This window comes from Bifidobacterium sp., assembly GCF_022640935.1.
Lineage (GTDB): Bacteria > Actinomycetota > Actinomycetes > Actinomycetales > Bifidobacteriaceae > Bifidobacterium.
Genome location: NZ_JALCCV010000018.1, coordinates 1 through 16,757 on the forward strand (window position 1 = coordinate 1; position 16,757 = coordinate 16,757).

Annotated in this window: 12 protein-coding genes and 4 tRNA genes; 15 read left to right on the forward strand and 1 reads right to left on the reverse strand. The window is 62.8% G+C overall.

Annotation, left to right across the window (positions count from 1 at the left end):
• The 10 genes from LKG04_RS05520 to dapC form a co-directional block, all read left to right on the forward strand.
• Nucleotides 1–1,007, forward strand: a 1,007-nt coding sequence (locus tag LKG04_RS05520) for an AAA family ATPase (protein ID WP_291763385.1), incomplete at its 5' end; no start/stop codon positions are given.
• On the forward strand, nt 961–5,862 hold the full coding sequence (locus LKG04_RS05525) for a transglutaminaseTgpA domain-containing protein (RefSeq protein ID WP_291760052.1): 4,902 nt from the start codon (nt 961–963) through the stop codon (nt 5,860–5,862). The genes LKG04_RS05520 and LKG04_RS05525, both read left to right, overlap by 47 nt.
• A 56-nt stretch (nt 5,863–5,918) precedes the next feature.
• Nucleotides 5,919–6,998, forward strand: coding sequence for a histidinol-phosphate transaminase (locus LKG04_RS05530; protein ID WP_291760049.1), 1,080 nt, complete (start codon nt 5,919–5,921; stop codon nt 6,996–6,998).
• Between the two features lie 181 nt (nt 6,999–7,179).
• Nucleotides 7,180–7,261, forward strand: a tRNA-Tyr gene (locus tag LKG04_RS05535).
• Nucleotide 7,262: 1 nt separating this feature from the next.
• Nucleotides 7,263–7,334 (forward strand) — tRNA-Thr (locus LKG04_RS05540).
• A 4-nt stretch (nt 7,335–7,338) separates the two neighbouring features.
• Nucleotides 7,339–7,412: transfer RNA gene (locus LKG04_RS05545), tRNA-Met, on the forward strand.
• Between the two features lie 46 nt (nt 7,413–7,458).
• Nucleotides 7,459–7,629, forward strand: coding sequence for a 50S ribosomal protein L33 (rpmG, locus tag LKG04_RS05550; RefSeq protein WP_291760044.1), 171 nt, complete (start codon nt 7,459–7,461; stop codon nt 7,627–7,629).
• Between the two features lie 138 nt (nt 7,630–7,767).
• Nucleotides 7,768–8,997 carry an FAD-binding protein gene (locus LKG04_RS05555; protein WP_291760041.1) on the forward strand — a complete coding sequence of 410 codons (1,230 nt, stop codon included), beginning with the start codon at nt 7,768–7,770 and terminating at the stop codon, nt 8,995–8,997.
• A gap of 106 nt (nt 8,998–9,103) precedes the next feature.
• Nucleotides 9,104–9,427 (forward strand): ferredoxin, encoded by a 324-nt coding sequence (gene fdxA, locus LKG04_RS05560; RefSeq protein WP_291760038.1) that lies wholly within the window; start codon nt 9,104–9,106, stop codon nt 9,425–9,427.
• Between the two features lie 8 nt (nt 9,428–9,435).
• On the forward strand, nt 9,436–10,560 hold the full coding sequence (gene dapC, locus LKG04_RS05565; protein WP_291760034.1) for a succinyldiaminopimelate transaminase: 1,125 nt from the start codon (nt 9,436–9,438) through the stop codon (nt 10,558–10,560).
• Between the two features lie 147 nt (nt 10,561–10,707).
• Here dapC and dinB read toward each other — a convergent pair whose 3' ends face one another.
• Nucleotides 10,708–11,982 carry a DNA polymerase IV gene (gene dinB, locus LKG04_RS05570; RefSeq protein WP_291760032.1) on the reverse strand — a complete coding sequence of 425 codons (1,275 nt, stop codon included), beginning with the start codon at nt 11,980–11,982 and terminating at the stop codon, nt 10,708–10,710.
• 263 nt (nt 11,983–12,245) lie between these two features.
• Between dinB and LKG04_RS05575 the strand changes: the two genes are divergently transcribed.
• From LKG04_RS05575 to malQ, 5 genes are all read left to right on the forward strand, one after another.
• A tRNA-Ser gene (locus LKG04_RS05575) sits at nt 12,246–12,333 on the forward strand.
• 91 nt (nt 12,334–12,424) lie between these two features.
• A complete protein-coding gene (locus LKG04_RS05580; RefSeq protein ID WP_291760029.1) occupies nt 12,425–12,628 on the forward strand; it encodes a hypothetical protein in 204 nt (67 codons plus the stop codon).
• A 239-nt stretch (nt 12,629–12,867) separates the two neighbouring features.
• Nucleotides 12,868–13,518, forward strand: coding sequence for an IMPACT family protein (locus tag LKG04_RS05585; protein ID WP_291760027.1), 651 nt, complete (start codon nt 12,868–12,870; stop codon nt 13,516–13,518).
• A 29-nt stretch (nt 13,519–13,547) separates the two neighbouring features.
• The gene (locus LKG04_RS05590) at nt 13,548–14,393 is read left to right on the forward strand and encodes an AbrB family transcriptional regulator (protein ID WP_291760024.1); all 846 of its coding nucleotides are present in this window, start codon (nt 13,548–13,550) and stop codon (nt 14,391–14,393) included.
• 95 nt (nt 14,394–14,488) lie between these two features.
• Entirely contained in the window at nt 14,489–16,669 is a 2,181-nt protein-coding gene (gene malQ / locus LKG04_RS05595; RefSeq protein ID WP_291760021.1) for a 4-alpha-glucanotransferase, read from the forward strand.
• The last annotated feature ends 88 nt before the right edge of the window (nt 16,670–16,757 follow it).

Genomic DNA, 16,757 nt, shown 5'->3' on the forward strand with positions numbered 1-16,757 from the left:
CTGGCACCGTGCAGGCTTCGCGGGTCATGGCGGATCTCACCGATGCGCTCGACGCAGTGCTTTCCTGCTCGCGCAATGTGGTCGAGCTGGCGGTAGCCACTTTCGTCGCCGGCGGACATCTGCTGCTCGAAGATGTGCCGGGCGTAGGCAAAACCACGTTGGCACGAGCGCTGGGCCGCGCCATCGGCGGTTCATCGCGCCGCATCCAGTTCACGCCCGATCTGTTGCCGGGCGATCTGACTGGCGTAGATATTTTCTCGCAGGCCAGCAGCTCATTCGTATTCCACCCCGGCCCGTTGTTCGCCAATGTCGTCATCGCCGACGAGATCAACCGTGCCAACCCGAAGGCGCAGTCGGCAATGCTGGAGGCCATGGGCGAAGGCCGCGTCAGCGTCGACGGGGAGACATATGCGCTGCCTGACCCGTACTTCGTCGTGGCCACGCAGAATCCGATCGAGCTCGAAGGCACCTACCCGCTTCCCGAGGCGCAGCTCGACCGTTTCATGGTGTGCACGAGCTTTGGCTATCCGTCGCTTTCGGCCGAATCGGCAATGCTGCGTGACGCCGGCGGGTCCGATCCGCTGACAGGCATGCAGCCGATATGCAGCGAGCGGCAGATCTCCGCTGTGCGCAGCGCCTGCAGCACGATATATCTGGCGCAATCGGTCGCCGACTATATCGTTGAGCTGGCCCACGCCACCCGCGGGCATCCGAATGCGCGCTATGGCGTCTCGCCGCGCGGGAGCCTGAATCTGGCGGCGATGGCGCGGGCCCGTGCGCTCGGGCAAGGGCGCAATTTCGTTATCCCCGAGGATGTGCAGCGCATGGCGGCACCGGCGTGGGCGCATCGGCTGGTGACGACTGACCGTTCCTACGGTTCTTCGCCGCTCGATCAGGCGCGCGACATAATCGCCGACGTCATCGAACGCGTTCCGGCGCCACGCCCCCAGGTGGGCGGCCATGCCCAACGGTCTGATCGTCGCGACGAAGCCATCGCGGAACGCTGAAGGCATGCTGATGGGTCGCAACCGATTGCATTGGCCGCAGCGAACTATGCATCGCTTCGCTGCGCATAGTTCGCTGCGGCCGAGCTTGGCTGGCTTCGTGGCATTCGTGCTTGACGCCGCTGTTTGGTATGCCGCGCTGCTGTTCGACGACCCCGTGTTGGTGTTCGGCGCGCTTGCAGGGATCGCGGCGCTCGCTGTGGCTTTGCTCGTTGTTTTGCTCCAAGCGGTGGCTGTGGCGGCGAAGGGCAAATACGGCAGCGGCCGGCACGACACGCATATTCGGCATCAGAGCCTGCAGCGGCTGTGCGCCTGGCTGCGTCATCAGCTGTGGCCGCGCGGCATAACCGTGGCACGGCAATACGAGCAGCGCGACCAAGATGGCGGGCTGGTGGCGCGGTTCACGGGGGAGCTGCCGCAATCGAGAGGATTGTATCGCTGCGCCCGCGAAGCTTGGCGTTGGAACGATCCTTTCGGCCTGTTCGTGATGCGGATGGTGCTGCGCGGTGGTGCAGAACATGCGATGCTCGCTGATGCCGAGACGTCCGCGCGTGCCGGCTCCGCAGCTCCCGGTCCGCATCCGCTCGATCGCGCGCAAGAGGAGAACACGGCTTTGGTGCGCGACTATGTGGCCGGTGACCCGCCCAAGCTGATCGCTTGGCGGCAAAGCGCCCATCGCGGCGCGCTGATGACTCGGGAGACCGAGCGTGAAGCGAAGCCGACGACCATCATCGTGCTCGACGCGCGCGCGCCGGGCACTGCGCAGGACCAGGTCGAATCCGAGGTCATGCAGGCGTTGGCGCTGATGCAGGGCGTCCCGGCCCGGCAACGCGATTTCGTCGTCACGGATGGCATACACAGCGCCGCGACGACGCTCGGCCGCATCAGGCTGTTGGCTTCCATGCGCGCAATTGCCGATATGCCGGCAGGTCTAGATGATGACCAAGGCGGCCGGAATGCTCAGCGCGGGCAGCGTAGTCGGAGCAGCCGAGATAGGCGCACTGCTGCTGGCGCAGAGCATGCTGGCGGCACAGGCGCGGCAACCGACGGCGCGGGCGGCAGAATCGGCGTGGATGACAGCCGTGCGTTCGATGCGTCGTCGGCGGCAGAGCCGGATATCGAAGCGATGACAGCAGCGATACGGCAATTGACTCGGGACCGGCGCGCCCCGGCCTCGGTCATTATGCTCGCCGCTTCGAACGAAAGCCCGCTTGCCGCGGCATTGCGTGAGACATTGGCCCCTGGCAGCCTGCAGGTGCGCACAGCGGGCGTACAGGTGCCAGCTGCCTGGACTGCGAGCGGCACTATGGCAGGGTCGCTAACCGAACCATCGGGCAGCACGGCTCAGGACGCTGCGGCCAGTGAGGCGGGCGGCGGCGCGGCCCGCACGTTCGACGATACGGCGGCTGGCGCGCACAATCCGCGGCCCCTGCGCCATTTTGCATTCAGTCTCCTATCGGCTGCCAAGGGCGGCGCCTTGGAAAACCGTGCGCGCGATATTGGGAACGCCTCCGGAAACGAAGCCGAAATAACACGCAACGCGAAGATCGGGCGGCTCTACCGGGCCGACATAGTTACGGCTCTGGCATTGCTGGCGTTCTTTGAGTTGGCCGTGCAGGGCTGCACTGCGCTGGCCACACCGGACGGCACTTGGGTCTGGTTTGCGCGGATCGCTTTCGCGCTGGTCGCCGCGGGCCGTGCCGTGCCCGAGCGCAGCGATGTGCGCGAGCTCATGCATGCCGCGTTCGCGAGCCTTGCCATGGCGTTTGCCGCTGCCGGGCTGGTGCTGATCCGGCTGCACGGCATCACTGGGGCTTGGCTGTTCGATGCTGCGGCGCATACCCGCAGCTTGTCATATTCTTCCAGTGCTCCAGATACTTCCGACGCCTCTGTCTGGCGGCAGGCATGGCAGCTGCTGGAGAGTTATTTCCAGCAAGGTTTCGAGGCCTTGATCGAACAGCTGCCGCCGGTCCGTGTCAGCCCTGCATCGGATCTGGTGCTGATTGTCGTCGTCGCGATCGCGGTGCTGATAGTGCGTTGGCTGCTTGTCTACCGGGCTTTGGCTCCGGTTTTTGCACTGTTGCCACTAGGCGCGTTGGCTGCGGGTTCCATCCTGCTCGGCCATAACGGCTCGCGATGGATCATGGCGGCGCTGGCCGTGGTATTTGTGGCTGCACTGTGGTCAAGGGCATTGTGGCGCAGGACTCAGTGCACGAGCATACTGTGGTCGGGTGGATCCGCCGCACTGGCGCCTAGGGAGGCGGATAATGCCAGAGGGTTTGACGAGCCTGAAGACTCCGGGTCTGCCCCACGGCCTGAAAAAGCTGAGCGGGCGAGGCGCGTAGAACCCATAGCATTGCCAACGGTCTGCGCGTTGCTCGTCGCTGCGCTGGCTACGGCGTTGACTGGCAGCGCGATGAATCTGGCATATGCGGTGCCGCTGTCGATCGGAAATTCGACGGGTCTGTTCTCGGCGAATACGATCAATCCGATGGTCGATCTGCGTCGAGCGCTTGACTCGGGATCATATGAAACTGTGCTGAGTTACTCCTCCGCGCACCCGCGATATCTGCGGATGAGCACGCTCGACAACTTCAACGGCGACATATGGCAATACGACCAGGATCTGGCGCGCAACGGCGATTTCTATGGCGCACCGCTGCTGTCCGCAGGTCAGGGCCAGGATGGTCAATCGTTACGGGATACGCGGCTCCGGGGATACGGCGATCCGCTCGCCTTGTACCTGAGCATGCAATATCTGGACTATAGAAACACAAGCGCTTACGATGGCAATTCATGGAGCATATACGGAAATTCCGGCGCTGAATCATCGTCGCCGTTCATCGCCCAGGCCGATATCCATATCGAATCGCTCAGCTCGCGCTTCCTGCCCGTTGTGGGCGCCCCCTTGGGTTTCAACGGGGTGGGCAGTGCATGGACAACTGACGGCCACGGCGTCGTATATAACCCGACGAGGCCGACGAATCGCTCCATGCGATACTCGGCTACCGGCGTGTACCTCGACCCGATCGGTTCGGAATCCGGCTTCGACCAGATCAGCAGCGTCGAGGAGCTGCGCACGTCGCTGATCGCCGACCAGCCCAGCGCCGTCGCCATGCCATGGTCCCAGCGTAGTTCCAGCAGACGATTGGCGGCGAGGCAGCATGATGGCAGCATCGATGGCAACTGGCTGCTCATGCCGCTCACCATCCGGTCCGGCGGCGATGTTGTCGACGCCGCCGGGAATGTGGTGGGCGCAACCAACGGGGATTCCGGCACAACCATCGATGCCCAAGGTCAATCAACGAGGTTGGCCAATATTGTGTTCAACGATGCGGTGAACCGGCGCCTTGGCTTCAACGTCCATGACGAGCCATACGGATTGGCGTATGACAGCGCCGAACACGTGACCTTGGCAATGCTGGTGGACTTCTCGGCTGCACCGGCGCAAGGGTGGGATGACGGCGATGCTTCGGATGTCGGCGACGACGAACTCGCTGCCTGGCAACGCGACCCGGGCCGAACGCTGCTCGACTTGTTCGACAGGCATAGCTTGGGCAAGGTCGGCATGACGACGTTTGCCGCCGAGCCGGATAACCGCACGACGATTCCCCAATCGGCCTTGCGTCAGCTTGCCGCTTCGCAGCAACGCATCCATGAGGAATTCACCGAGCTGCCCGCGCAGCTGCCAGCCCGCGTGCGTGCCATCGTCAATGCCGCGGAAACCGCCGGAATTCCCACCGATGGCGATGACGCGGACAGTCAGATCGCGGCGATGCGCTACCTCGTCGACTATTTCACCGATGCCCGCAACGACTTCGTATATTCCCTGGATGCTCCAGACGGCGGGGGCAGAGACAACATGCAGGTCATCGACGACTTCCTCAGAACCCGCAGCGGCTACTGCGTGCATTATGCCAGCGCGCTCGCCGTGCTGGGCCGAGCTATGGGCGTGCCGACGCGCATGGTGCTCGGATATCGTGGCGGGAGCGCGGCGAGCAAGGTCTCCGGCAGCTATGCGGTGTCGGCCAATCAGCTGCATTCCTGGGTCGAAGCCTATATCGACGGCGTCGGTTGGGTGCCGTTCGACGTGACGCCTGCCGCCGATGACCAATCCGGCGCGGCAGCGGCCTCATCGGCATCGCCAAGCGCATCGGCAACGACCCCGACCCCGTCGCCAAGCACGCCGTCGAGCATTGCGGAGCCATCTGCATCCACTCCATCGCCATCCGAGAGCGGCACCGCGGCAGCGAACGCGGATCCAGGGCAAAGGTCGACTTTCGGCATATTTGCCAGCCTCCCGCAGTGGGTTCGCGTGGCCTTGTGGATGATGCTCGCCATATTGCTTGCCGCGGCGATCGTATGCGTGCCCCCGCTGCTGCGTGCTGGGCGTCATCGCCGGCGGCTACGGGCCATCGGGTCGGCGGCTCAGCTGACGCACGATCAGAACAGGGCGGCGCGGGCGTGGATTCTCGCTTGGGAGGAATTGCAGGATACCGCGTGGGATGTGGGCGTGCGATGGGGGCGCAGCCGCACGGATCAAGGCATTGCCGCGGACATCAGCCATTGGGTCGAGCATGAGCAGGGGAATGGGTCACCGGCCAAGAGCGATGTGGGCAGCAGTGCATCCAGCAACGGTGCCGGCACTGGCGCAGCCGATGTCAGGCGCATCGCCGACGCCGCGCTCGCAGCCGCTTTCTCGCCGGCGGGAGGACGCCCGGTCGGTGACTTGCAGGAGCGCTTGGAGACGCTGACTGCAAGAATGCTTTCCATGCAGCGAGCACATTCGCGAATCCGCTGGCTGCTAACAACACTGCTTCCCGGTTCGCTGTTCACCCGGCCGAAAGCCGGGGCATGACGAGTCCGGAATGCCCGCAATGCACGAATGCGCCGGCAAAGGATTAGTATGGTCGCATGACTTATCGGCATCGCGCGATCATCGACGGCATCCCCGCATACAGGCAAGGCAAGTCTGCTCCTCGGACGCAAGGGCGGCGCAGCTTCAAAATATCCAGCAACGAGAACCCATTTATGCCCCTTCCCGGCGTAGTGGAAGAGATACGACAACGTTCGCTGGGCCGCATCAACCGCTATCCAGACATGCGCGGCTGGGAGCTGGTCGAGCGTCTGGCCGCGTTGGACGGCGTCGAGCCGGAAAACGTGGTGCTGGGATGCGGGTCGAGCGAAGTCATCACGCAGCTGGTGTCACTGGTTGCCGGTCCCGGCGACGAGATCGTCTATCCGTGGCGCAGTTTCGAGGCATACCCGATCATTGTCGCGGGAGCTGGCGCAACCAGCGTGCAGGTGCCGAACCGGCCTGACGGCTCGCATGATATCGATGGCATCATCGGCGCGCTGAACGAGCATACGCGTCTGGTGATCCTCAACAATCCGAATAACCCCACCGCGACCTCGCTTAGCGATGCCGATGCCCGGCGCGTCATGGAGGCCGTGCCTTCGGATGTGCTCGTGCTCTTCGACGAGGCGTACTTCCAGTTCAACACCGATCCGGACGCCAGCGTGGCGCTGGATCTGTTCCGGGAGTACCCGAATATCGTGGTCGCGCATACCTTTTCGAAGGCTTACGGGCTTGCCGGTCTGCGCGTTGGTTATGCGGTGGCACCCGCCGACGTGATCGAAGGCATGCGCAAGGTGTCTCTGCCTTTCGCAGTGAGCGATGTGGCCCAACGCGCCGCGCTGGCTTCGTTGGACGTGTCGCAGGAGCTCGAAGGGCGCGTGAAGTTGATCATCGGCGAACGCGACCGGGTCGTGGCGGCGCTGCGGTCCCAAGGCTGGCAATTCGCCGAGCCGTACGCGAACTTCTTCTGGCTGCCGCTGGGCGAGTCGACTGACGCAGCTGCGGCGGCATTCGTCGAGGCGGGCCTGTCCGTGCGGGTGTTCGGCGGCGAAGGCATCCGCATCACGATCGGCGAACCGGAGGCCAATGACATGGTCATCGAGGTATGCCGGCAGCTGAAGGAGCGCGGGTTGTAGCGGCGGCGAAGGCCGCATGGCTGATTGCCGGCGGCTGCCGAGGCTTCAAGAACGCAGTCTTTGCAGGAATTCGGGGGCGGTGATGCGGCCGACACGGCGTGTCTCCGACTTGCGCATGTCGGCCAATCGTGCCATTATAGCCAAGTTGCCAATTTGCGGCTGTGGTCGCGTGCGGCAGCATGCCGGATTTCCCAAGCGGTCAAAGGGAGCTGACTGTAAATCAGCCGTCTACGACTTCAGTGGTTCGAATCCACTATCCGGCACGCCTCGATAGCTCAGTGGTAGAGCACTTCCTTGGTAAGGAAGAGGTCGTGAGTCCAATTCTCACTCGAGGCTCTCTGGCGGGGTAGCTCAGCTGGCTAGAGCGTACGACTCATAATCGTAAGGTCAAGAGTTCGAGTCTCTTCCTCGCTACAAAGACTGGCGAAAGCCGGTACCAACGATCACAGAGGTGAACGAAATGGCAAGCAAGAGCGCCGATATCCGTCCAGGCATCACGCTGGCATGCACGGTATGCAAGGAGCGGAACTACATCACGACGAAGAACCGCCGCAACACGCCGGATCGTTTGGAACTGAAGAAATTCTGCCCGCGCTGCGGCAAGCAGACCACGCATCGAGAGACTCGCTGACGCCAGCCGTTTCGCTGTAATCAAGCATCGTCTTTTAGGGTGATTCACCGCGTTATGCAGTGCATCGCTTGGTGCAAGCCCGACTTCGGTCGGGCTTTTTGCATCCGTGGGCTGCTCGTCTGGCTAGAATGGCTCAGCATGAACGCATTTCCGTCTTTCGACGAACCGACTTTCGCTGATTTGACCACCATCGGGGTTGGCGGCCTCATCTCCCGCTTCGTGGAACCTAGGAGCCGGGTGGGGGTCATCGAGACGGTCGAGGACGCTGACAGCGCAGGATTGCCGCTGTGCATGATTGGTGGAGGCTCGAATATGCTTGCCGCAGACGAGCCTTTCGAAGGCATTGTGCTGCGTGACGGCTGCCGGTCAATCACTGTTCCCGACGAGGCCGCGCCGGTCGAAAACGGCGAGCATATTGTCCATGTCAATGCCGAAGCGGGCTGCAATTGGGATGATTTCGTTGATTTCGCGGTAAAGCTCGGCTTGACAGGGGTCGAAGGGCTTTCCGGCATACCCGGCACGGTCGGTGCTTCAGTGGTGCAGAATATCGGCGCTTACGGCCAGGAGGTCGCCACGAGCGTGGAAACGGCCGAGGTTTGGGACCGCGAAACCAAGTGCGTGCAGTACATGCCCGCCGCTGAGCTGGGCTTCGCCTACCGTTCATCGGCGTTGAAGACCAGCATGTATGCCGCTCCCGGGGTCCCCGGGCCACGATACTTCCCGACGCCGCGCTATGTCGTGCTGTCGGTGACCTTCCGGCTCAGCCACCGCGGCTATGGCGTGGTGAATAACACGCAATTGGCGCGTGCGCTGGGCGCGCCGGTCGGCAGCAAACTGGAAATCGACGCCATCCGTACCGCCGTGCTCGGCGTGCGCGCCGCCAAAGGCATGTTGGAAGACGCCGGGCGTTACGCCAATCCAGTCATGCAGGGCACGAAGCGCGAGGAAAATATCCGCGTGGCGCTGGCTGCCCAGCAGCGTGAGACTGACGACGAAGGCCCCGACTGGGATCGGCATAGCTGCGGCAGTTTCTTCATGAACCCGATTCTGCCGGCCGCCGACGCATCTGCGCTGCCTGCCGATGCGCCGCGGTTCCCGGCGATTGCAACTGACGGATCGCCTGCGATCAAAACTTCTGCAGCCTGGCTGATCGATCATGCGGGGTTCCACAAAGGGTATGCCGTGGTTCCCGGCGCACCGGCCTCGCTATCGGGCCGCCACACGCTGGCCCTGACCAACCGGGGAGGAGCAAAGGCCGGTGATATCGCCACGTTGGCCACGGCCGTGCGGGACGGAGTACGGAACGCATACGGCGTGTGGCTGATTCCCGAGCCGGTCGTCATCGGCCTGGATCTGATGGCGGCCTGATCCGTGGGCTGCTGCAAGGCTCCAGGCGCCCGAGTCGGCTCTCGCGGGTATTCTGAAGGGCAGTTGTTGTTATGCCCGATCGATTTCGCCGCAAGGAGGTCGCCTGATGGCTTATGTAATCGCCCAGCCATGTGTGGATGTCAAAGACAAGGCTTGTGTGGATGAGTGCCCGGTCGATTGCATCTACGAAGGTGTGCGTTCGCTGTATATCAATCCCAACGAGTGCGTGGATTGCGGCGCCTGCGAGCCGGTGTGCCCGGTCGAGGCTATTTTCTACGAGGACGACGTGCCCGAGGAGTGGGCATGGTACAAGGATGCAGCAGACAGCTACTTCGCCGAAGTCGGCGACCTAGGCGGCGCCGCCGCCGCAGGGCCGCTTGGCAAAGATCCTGCGCGGGTCGCCGCGCTGCCCCCTCAGAGTCAGGACTGATCGCTCATATGGGTTTTCGAACCTTCCAGACCCCCTATGATTGGGGTCGACTTGACGAATGCAAGGCCATCGCCAAACAAGTCGAAGGCGGCATCATCGATCTGTCGGTCGGCTCGCCCGTTGATCCGGTGCCGGAAAGCGTGCAAAAGGCCCTTGCCGATGCTTCGGATGCGCCGAATGCACATGGCTATCCGCTGACAATCGGCACGCCTGCCCTGCGCACCGCCATCGCCGACTGGTTCCTCAATTGCCGCGGCATCGACTTGCGGCCGGTTGGCGCCGGCTTGGTGCCCACGGTCGGTTCCAAGGAAGCGGTGGCTTTGATGGCGTCGCTGCTGCACTTGGGCGAGGGCGACGTCGTCGTGCAGCCGCGCATCTCCTACCCCACGTATGAGATCGGCACGCAGCTTGCCGGGGCCAGCGTGCTCAAGGTGGATGATGTCGCCGATGTGGAGTCGTGGAGACATGTGCCCGGAGTGCGGGCCGTCTGGGTCAATTCGCCGTGCAATCCCACTGGCGAGGTGTTCTCGGCCGCGCAGCTGACCAGCATCGTTGGCGCGGCGCGCCAGATCGGGGCCGTGGTGTTCAGCGACGAATGCTACGCGCTGATGAGCTGGTGCTCCGACGCCTCGCCGAGCGCATTGAGCGCCAACGTATGCGCGGGCCGCGCCGACGGTATTCTCGTGCTGTATTCCCTGAGCAAGCAGTCGAATATGGCCGGGTACCGTGCCGCATTCATCGCAGGTGACAAACAGATTATCGATGATATGAGTGTGTACCGCAAACAGGTCGGCCAGATCATCTCGGGACCGGTCCAAGCCGCCATGGTGACCGCGCTACGCGATACGACCTCGGTGTTCGCCCAGCGCAAACGCTACCAGCAACGGCTCGCCAAACTTGTGAGAGCCTTAGGCTCTTACGGGTATGAGGTGAAAATGCCTGCCGGGGCGCTCTACATTTGGGTGCGCGCCCTATCTGGCGGGTGCTGGCAGGATATCGATGACTTGGCGCATCGCGGGATCCTCGTGAGCCCCGGCGAATTTTACGGCGCGCCTGATTATTTGCGCATCTCTTCGACCGCGACCGATGAGGCCATCAACGAAGCGGTCGCACGATTGACGTCTCAGCGCTAATGTCCGACACGCTCCGGTCGATGTGTGCAGGTCGGATAATAGGAATTGCGACCCGCGGAATTCCGTCATCGCAAATCGCTATCACCGGACTTGCGCATGCAATCCCAGGTATGCCGACAATGGCGTGTTGACACTAGTGTGTCGGCATCACGCCCCGAAGGTCGCCGCTTTCTTGCCGTAGCGCCGTCGCACGGCGTCAAGCGCCTGCTCAGCCTCGCGCAATCGCGCGGATTTCGTAATTCCGCCGGGCGATTGCGTCTCTTCGAGCAGGTCGTCCAACGACGGCTGCACGACTGCGGTATGGGCGCTTTCCAGGCCGCTGGCGCTGACGCCGCCGAGTCGTATCGCACGGGGGAGCGGCGTTCCATCGCCGACATCGGAAGGCAGCCCGGTCATCGCTGCGAGCAGTTCGCAGGCCTGCGGGTACAAGGCGCTCGCCGTGTCCATGGGCTGCTGCACCGTGCGCGCCTTGGTCGCGTAGCTCAGATCGGCGTAGCGCAGCTTGACCGTCACCGTGCGCGCGGTGAGGCTGCGCCGGCGCAAGGTGCTGGCCACCTCGTCGCAGCACTGACGCAGCAATGAGAGCACGCGGCGCATATCGCGCGTATCCTCCAGAAACGTGCTCTCGGAGCCGATGGATTTTTCGGGCGCACGAGTCGTCACCGCGCGTGCGTCACGTCCGCGCGCCGCGAGGAACAGCGTATGCGCCACGGCGGCGGAGCCGCACGCCTGAGTCAGCGTCTGCTCGTCCGGCTTGGCCAGATCGGCCACATTGTTGATGCCCCAGCTTTTCAGATGCTGCTCGAGCGCAGGCCCGATGCCGGGTATGCCTCGCAGCGGCATCATCTGCACGAATTCAGCCTGTCGATTGTGGGGGATGAGCAGCATGCCGTCCGGCTTCGCGTTGGTCGAAGCCATTTTCGCCACGAGTTTGTTCGTAGCGATGCCGACCGAACAAGTGATATGGAAACGCTCAGCGACCTGACGGCGGATCCACGCGCCGATAGCGCTTGGGGTTCGCCAGCGGATCAGCGCCGCCGAAACGTCCATATAGGCCTCGTCGATCGAGACCTGTTCGATGCGGTCGGTCACCGCCCCGAATACTTCGCTCACGATCCGGTGCGACACCGAGCGGTAATAGTGCATATCGACCGGCAGAAACACGCCGTCAGGGCACAGTTGGCGCGCGCGAGCCGACGCCATCGCAGAATTGATGCCGTAGCGGCGCGCTTCGTAGCTGGCCGCCGAAACCACCGAGCGCGGCCCGGTGCCAATGATGACGGGCTTGCCGCGCAACGCGGGATTGCGCGCGATTTCCAGCGCCGCGTAGAAGGCATCCATATCGATATGCAGCACCGTGCAGCCGGACTCGTCGTGCCCCCAGTCCCGTTTGGCGGCTTGGATCCTCGGTGCGGTGCTCATGCCTCTATGGTAAGTCAACGCGTCGGTGCAGGAGCGGAGACAGGCTAGGCTTGGCATCTGCTTTCATCGCACGGCGCAAGTTCTGTCGGGCACGGCTGCCGCCGTAATTGTCGGTTCCGCCTCGGGTTGGCTTGGGATCCGTGATTCCGTACTTTTCAGCCGGCTTTTGCCAGACAACCTGGCCAATTCGCGGATTCGGCGCTTCGAGTCCGCTATAGCTGGTACAGTGTATTGCTGTTGCGTCGCGCACGCGTCGCAATGCTGGAGTCATGCCTGAGTGGCCGATAGGGGCACCCTGCTAAGGTGTTAGTCGCTTTAAGCGGCTCGAGGGTTCGAATCCCTCTGACTCCGCAAGTGGACGGGAACCATTGGCATTCCAATGGTTCCCGTTATCTTTTTTCAAGCGTGAACGTGTGATTGCACATATGGGCGGAGGATGGCCATGCGCGACGAATTCACCGACGAATTGCGCCGGATCCATGATGATTCGGTCATGGCGGGCTGGGACTTTTCGGCGTTGGATGACCATGACGATCAGGGGATTCATGATTGGTTTGGTGCCCAATACGCGTATACGTCACCAAGCCGGCATAAAGTTCTCAAGCCCGTATGCACGCAAGGCGCATGCCTCGTTCCATTGCGGTGAAGTGGCAGGACGGGGCAGATAGCGGAGTCGGAGGTACGCCTTTGTACATCCGCCTCCAAGGCAATTCTATCGATGCCGAGAGGCGTGTTCAGCGTGTGGGCTGCCGCTTGGCAATGCTGGGCGTGTCGCGTTGAATAAGGGCTGTCGATTGGATGACTGAGCGGTCGCGCAGACCAGTACAATCGGTCGAAGGGAGAATGAACAGACGTGTGGAAAGAACAGGCAGGAAAGGTCATGCGATGGCGGAGAACATGGGCAGAACTGTGCTCAACGCGCCGAACGATCCGGCGCATGACGCCTTCGTCGAACGCCGGTCGCAGTTTATCGGCGACGCCTGCCATATAACGGCCTTCGGCGAAGCGCTCGCTTTCGTGGGTTCCATACGCAGCCGGCATCCCAAGGCCCGGCATGTAGCCTACGCATGCGTCTGCGGCGGCGCCGGCCAGTTGTCCGGGCGCATGAGCGACGACGGCGAGCCGTCGGGCACGGCGGGCAAACCGATTCTTGAGGTGCTCACAGGCAACGGTCTCACCGATTGCGTGGTGACTGTGACCCGGTATTTTGGCGGCGTGCTGCTAGGAGCAGGAGGATTGATCCGCGCCTATTCGACGGCGGCGTCGATGGCGATTGCGAAAGCGCGGTTCGGAGTGCTTCGCCGCAGCCGTCGTTATCGGGTCGTGCTGGATTATCGGCATATCGGCGCATTGCAGCGCATCCTCGCGGCATTGGGAGGCGAGCAGGGCGAAACGCGCTACGCCGACCGTGTCACATTCGAGCTGCTGCTGCCCGAGGAGCATGCCGAGCGTTTCGAAGCGCAGGTGCGCGACGCCTTCAGCGGCGCGGTGCGGCCGGAAGCTGTGGGCGCAGCTGAACAGATCATCGAGGCCTGATGCTCCCGGCAGGCGATATGCTGGGCAGCATGGACGCATCAGAAGAATCGAATCAGCAGATCGGAAGCAACAGCATACATCAGTCCACGCAACAGGGAAGCCAGCAGCCAGGACATCAGCTTGGAACTGAAGCCGGACAGCCGCAGCGGACTTGCGCAGGCAGCGGCAACAGCGCCGAAACTGTTTCTGGAGCTGCTGACGCCAGTGCCGCGGGTTCCTCCGTTGCATCCTCCGTTGGTGGTTCCCCCGCCGACCGTACTGAGAAAAACGCAGCTGATTTCGAGGCACTGACCGATTCATACGAGCGACTCAGGCATTCCACTGACAGCGCGGAATTGAGCAGCTTCGCTCGCAGGCCACTGCCTGAAAAGGCCGATCAGGCTGCATTTTCACGCGCGACCGCACTGCTGGAAGCCGTGGCGGGCAATCCCAACACGCCGACTGAGGACCGGGTGTTTCTGGCCCAGACCATGCCGTTCCCCAACGTGCTCGTCAAACTCTCGCAGGATCCTGCGTCCGAAGTGCGCAAGGCCGTTGCAGGCAATGCAGACGACAAGAACTGGCTGGCCGGCCGTCTCACCAAGGACGACGACCCGCAGGTGCGCGATGTCGCTTTGCGCAATAGGCAGATCTCGTGGAAAATGCGATTGGAAGGTGCGCAGAACCCTGAAGTCGGCACCCAAACCCTTGATTTTCTCGGCAAGCTCGGAACGCAGATTGAGCCAAACGCTTCGCCGGTGCTCTCCGCCATGGTCAGGCGCGCCGTGGCGCTCAACCCGAACTGCTCCACGGCGATGCTTTCGCAACTGGCTCAGGATCCGGCGCAACAGGTGGCGAACGCCGCGCATGGCGAGCTGCGCGGGCGGTCCGTCTGAGAGATCAGACCATTCGTGTGACAGGCAGTTGCCGCGGCTCAGGATCCATGGGCGGTTTCGCCAAGCACGCGGCGTCTATGGCATACACTGGAGGAATGACACAGAAAGTCGAAACGCAGCGAGTCGAAAACGAAGAACGGCTGGCACGTCCTCTGATCCGGTTGGCGAGACTGCTCGGGGTGGCTACCAGCTACATCGGGCAAACCAGCGACTATCACGAAATCGACGATGATGTCCTTGTCGCGGTGCTGAATGCGCTGGGAGTCGACGCTTCGAGCGACGAGGCGATCGCGACATCCACGAAAGCGGTCCTCGACGAGCGCCATCGGCGCTTGGTGAATCCCACGGTGCTGCATACGGTGGGCAAGGAGAGCAGCATACCTGTCAACACAGGCATCCTCGAAGTTCCCTCCGCGAGCATCACATTGGAGCAGGGCAAGGCTTACGAGGGCAAGGTGAGGATAGGCCCGGGCGACGGCTCGCAGGCCTACTCGTTGGACGGCTCCTTCGTGGCGACGGCTTCGATTTTGATTCCCGCGGATCTGCCGATGGGCTATCACACGCTGCATGTCGCCGTTGGCGAGCGCACCCAGGATGCGACGCTGATCAGCGCCCCGGAGAAGGTCAGGGCCATCAAGCCGCTCGAAGACGGGCAACTGTGGGGGTGGATGGCGCAGCTGTATTCAATCCGTTCGACGAAGTCGTGGGGTGTGGGTGACTTCAACGATCTGAAGGCCCTGCTCATCGATGCCAAGCATAAGACAGGCGCCGATTTCGTGCTCGTCAACCCGTTGCATGCCGCAGAACCCGTTTCCCCGCTTACCCCATCGCCCTACCTGCCGGTTTCGCGCAGCTTTGTGAACTTCACGTATATCCGCCCCGAAGATATCGAGGAATATGATTCCTTGGACGATAAGACGCGTGCGCGTGTCGAGGAGCTGCGTGATCAGGTGGAGCCGCTCAACGGCGACGCCCAGCTCATCGACCGCGATGCGATGTGGCGGGCGAAGATGCGCGCGCTCTGGCTGATTTTCAAGGCCGAACGCAGCGCTGTGCGCCAGACCCGTTTCGAATGGTTCAAGCAGGATATGGGCGATGAGCTTGAAGCCTACGCGACCTGGTGCCTGTGTTACGACAAGTGGGGTGCGCCCAACGACAATCCTGAGAATTGGGTTCATGCGCTGAACAAAGATTCGCCGGAAGTCGCGCAGATTCGCGAGCAGTTCCCCGATACGCTCGACTTCTACCGGTGGCTTGAATGGATTGCCATCGCCCAGCTTCAGGAGGCGCAGCGCGCAGCCAGAAGCGCGGGCATGCGCATCGGCATCATGTCGGATATGGCTGTCGGCGTGCACCCGGCTGGTTCCGAGGTGTGGTGGGAGCCAAGGCGCTTCGCCCAAGGCGCCACGGTCGGCGCGCCGCCGGACTATTTCAATCAGCAAGGACAGGATTGGAGCCAGCCGCCGCTGAACCCGATCGCGTTGGATGACACCGGCTATAAAGCATACCGTGACATGGTGCATGGCATGCTTTCGCAGGCCGGTGCCGTGCGCATCGACCATATTCTGGGACTGTTCCGGCTGTGGTGGATCCCACAGGGACATTCCGCCGTCCAGGGCGCATACGTGCATTACGACAGCGAGATCATGACCGGCGTGCTCGCCATCGAGGCCGAGCGCGCGCACGGTGTGATCGTGGGAGAGGACCTTGGCGTGGTGCCGCAAGCAGTCGAGGATTCGCTGGAGCGCCACGGAATACTGGGATGCGCGGTCGAATGGTTCGAGCAGCGCGACGGCGTGTTCCGTGCCCCCGACGCTTGGCGCCGTGACGCCCTCGCATCGGTCAACACGCATGATCTGCCGCCGGCGGCTGGGTACCTGAGCTACGAACATGTCGATATCCGGCAACGGCTGGGCCTGCTCACCGTGCCGCTTGAGGAGTTCAAGGCGCAGGCTGTGCAGGAGCATAATGCGATGCTCTCGATGCTCATCAAGAATGGTTTTCTCGATCCTGCGGTTCTTGGCGACGGGCAATCCAATGAGCAGCAGATCGTCGAGGCGCTGTATCGCGCGCTCAGAGCTGCGCCGAGCAGGCTGCTGGCTGCTTCGCTCGCCGATGCAGTGGGCGAGCGGCGTGCGCAGAATCAGCCGGGCACGGATAACGAATACCCGAATTGGCGCATCCCGCTGGCCGACGAAAACGGCAGTGTCGTGCCGCTCGAGGCGCTGTTCGACAATCCGCGGCTGCAGTCGCTCGCTGCGATCATGCGCGGCTAAGCGCTCCGGGCAAGTATTTTCCCGGGGGAATGCGGATAGGGACCAGTTCGTCACATGGCGTGTCTCTGTGTTGCAGGAAGTCAAGACC

Coding starts and splice junctions, on each gene's coding strand:
- LKG04_RS05525 (WP_291760052.1), top strand. CDS start 961: ATGCCCAACGGTCTGATCGTCGCGACGAAGCCATCGCGGAACGCTGAA.
- LKG04_RS05530 (WP_291760049.1), top strand. CDS start 5,919: ATGACTTATCGGCATCGCGCGATCATCGACGGCATCCCCGCATACAGG.
- rpmG (WP_291760044.1), top strand. CDS start 7,459: ATGGCAAGCAAGAGCGCCGATATCCGTCCAGGCATCACGCTGGCATGC.
- LKG04_RS05555 (WP_291760041.1), top strand. CDS start 7,768: ATGAACGCATTTCCGTCTTTCGACGAACCGACTTTCGCTGATTTGACC.
- fdxA (WP_291760038.1), top strand. CDS start 9,104: ATGGCTTATGTAATCGCCCAGCCATGTGTGGATGTCAAAGACAAGGCT.
- dapC (WP_291760034.1), top strand. CDS start 9,436: ATGGGTTTTCGAACCTTCCAGACCCCCTATGATTGGGGTCGACTTGAC.
- dinB (WP_291760032.1), bottom strand. CDS start 11,982: ATGAGCACCGCACCGAGGATCCAAGCCGCCAAACGGGACTGGGGGCAC.
- LKG04_RS05580 (WP_291760029.1), top strand. CDS start 12,425: ATGCGCGACGAATTCACCGACGAATTGCGCCGGATCCATGATGATTCG.
- LKG04_RS05585 (WP_291760027.1), top strand. CDS start 12,868: ATGGCGGAGAACATGGGCAGAACTGTGCTCAACGCGCCGAACGATCCG.
- LKG04_RS05590 (WP_291760024.1), top strand. CDS start 13,548: ATGGACGCATCAGAAGAATCGAATCAGCAGATCGGAAGCAACAGCATA.
- malQ (WP_291760021.1), top strand. CDS start 14,489: ATGACACAGAAAGTCGAAACGCAGCGAGTCGAAAACGAAGAACGGCTG.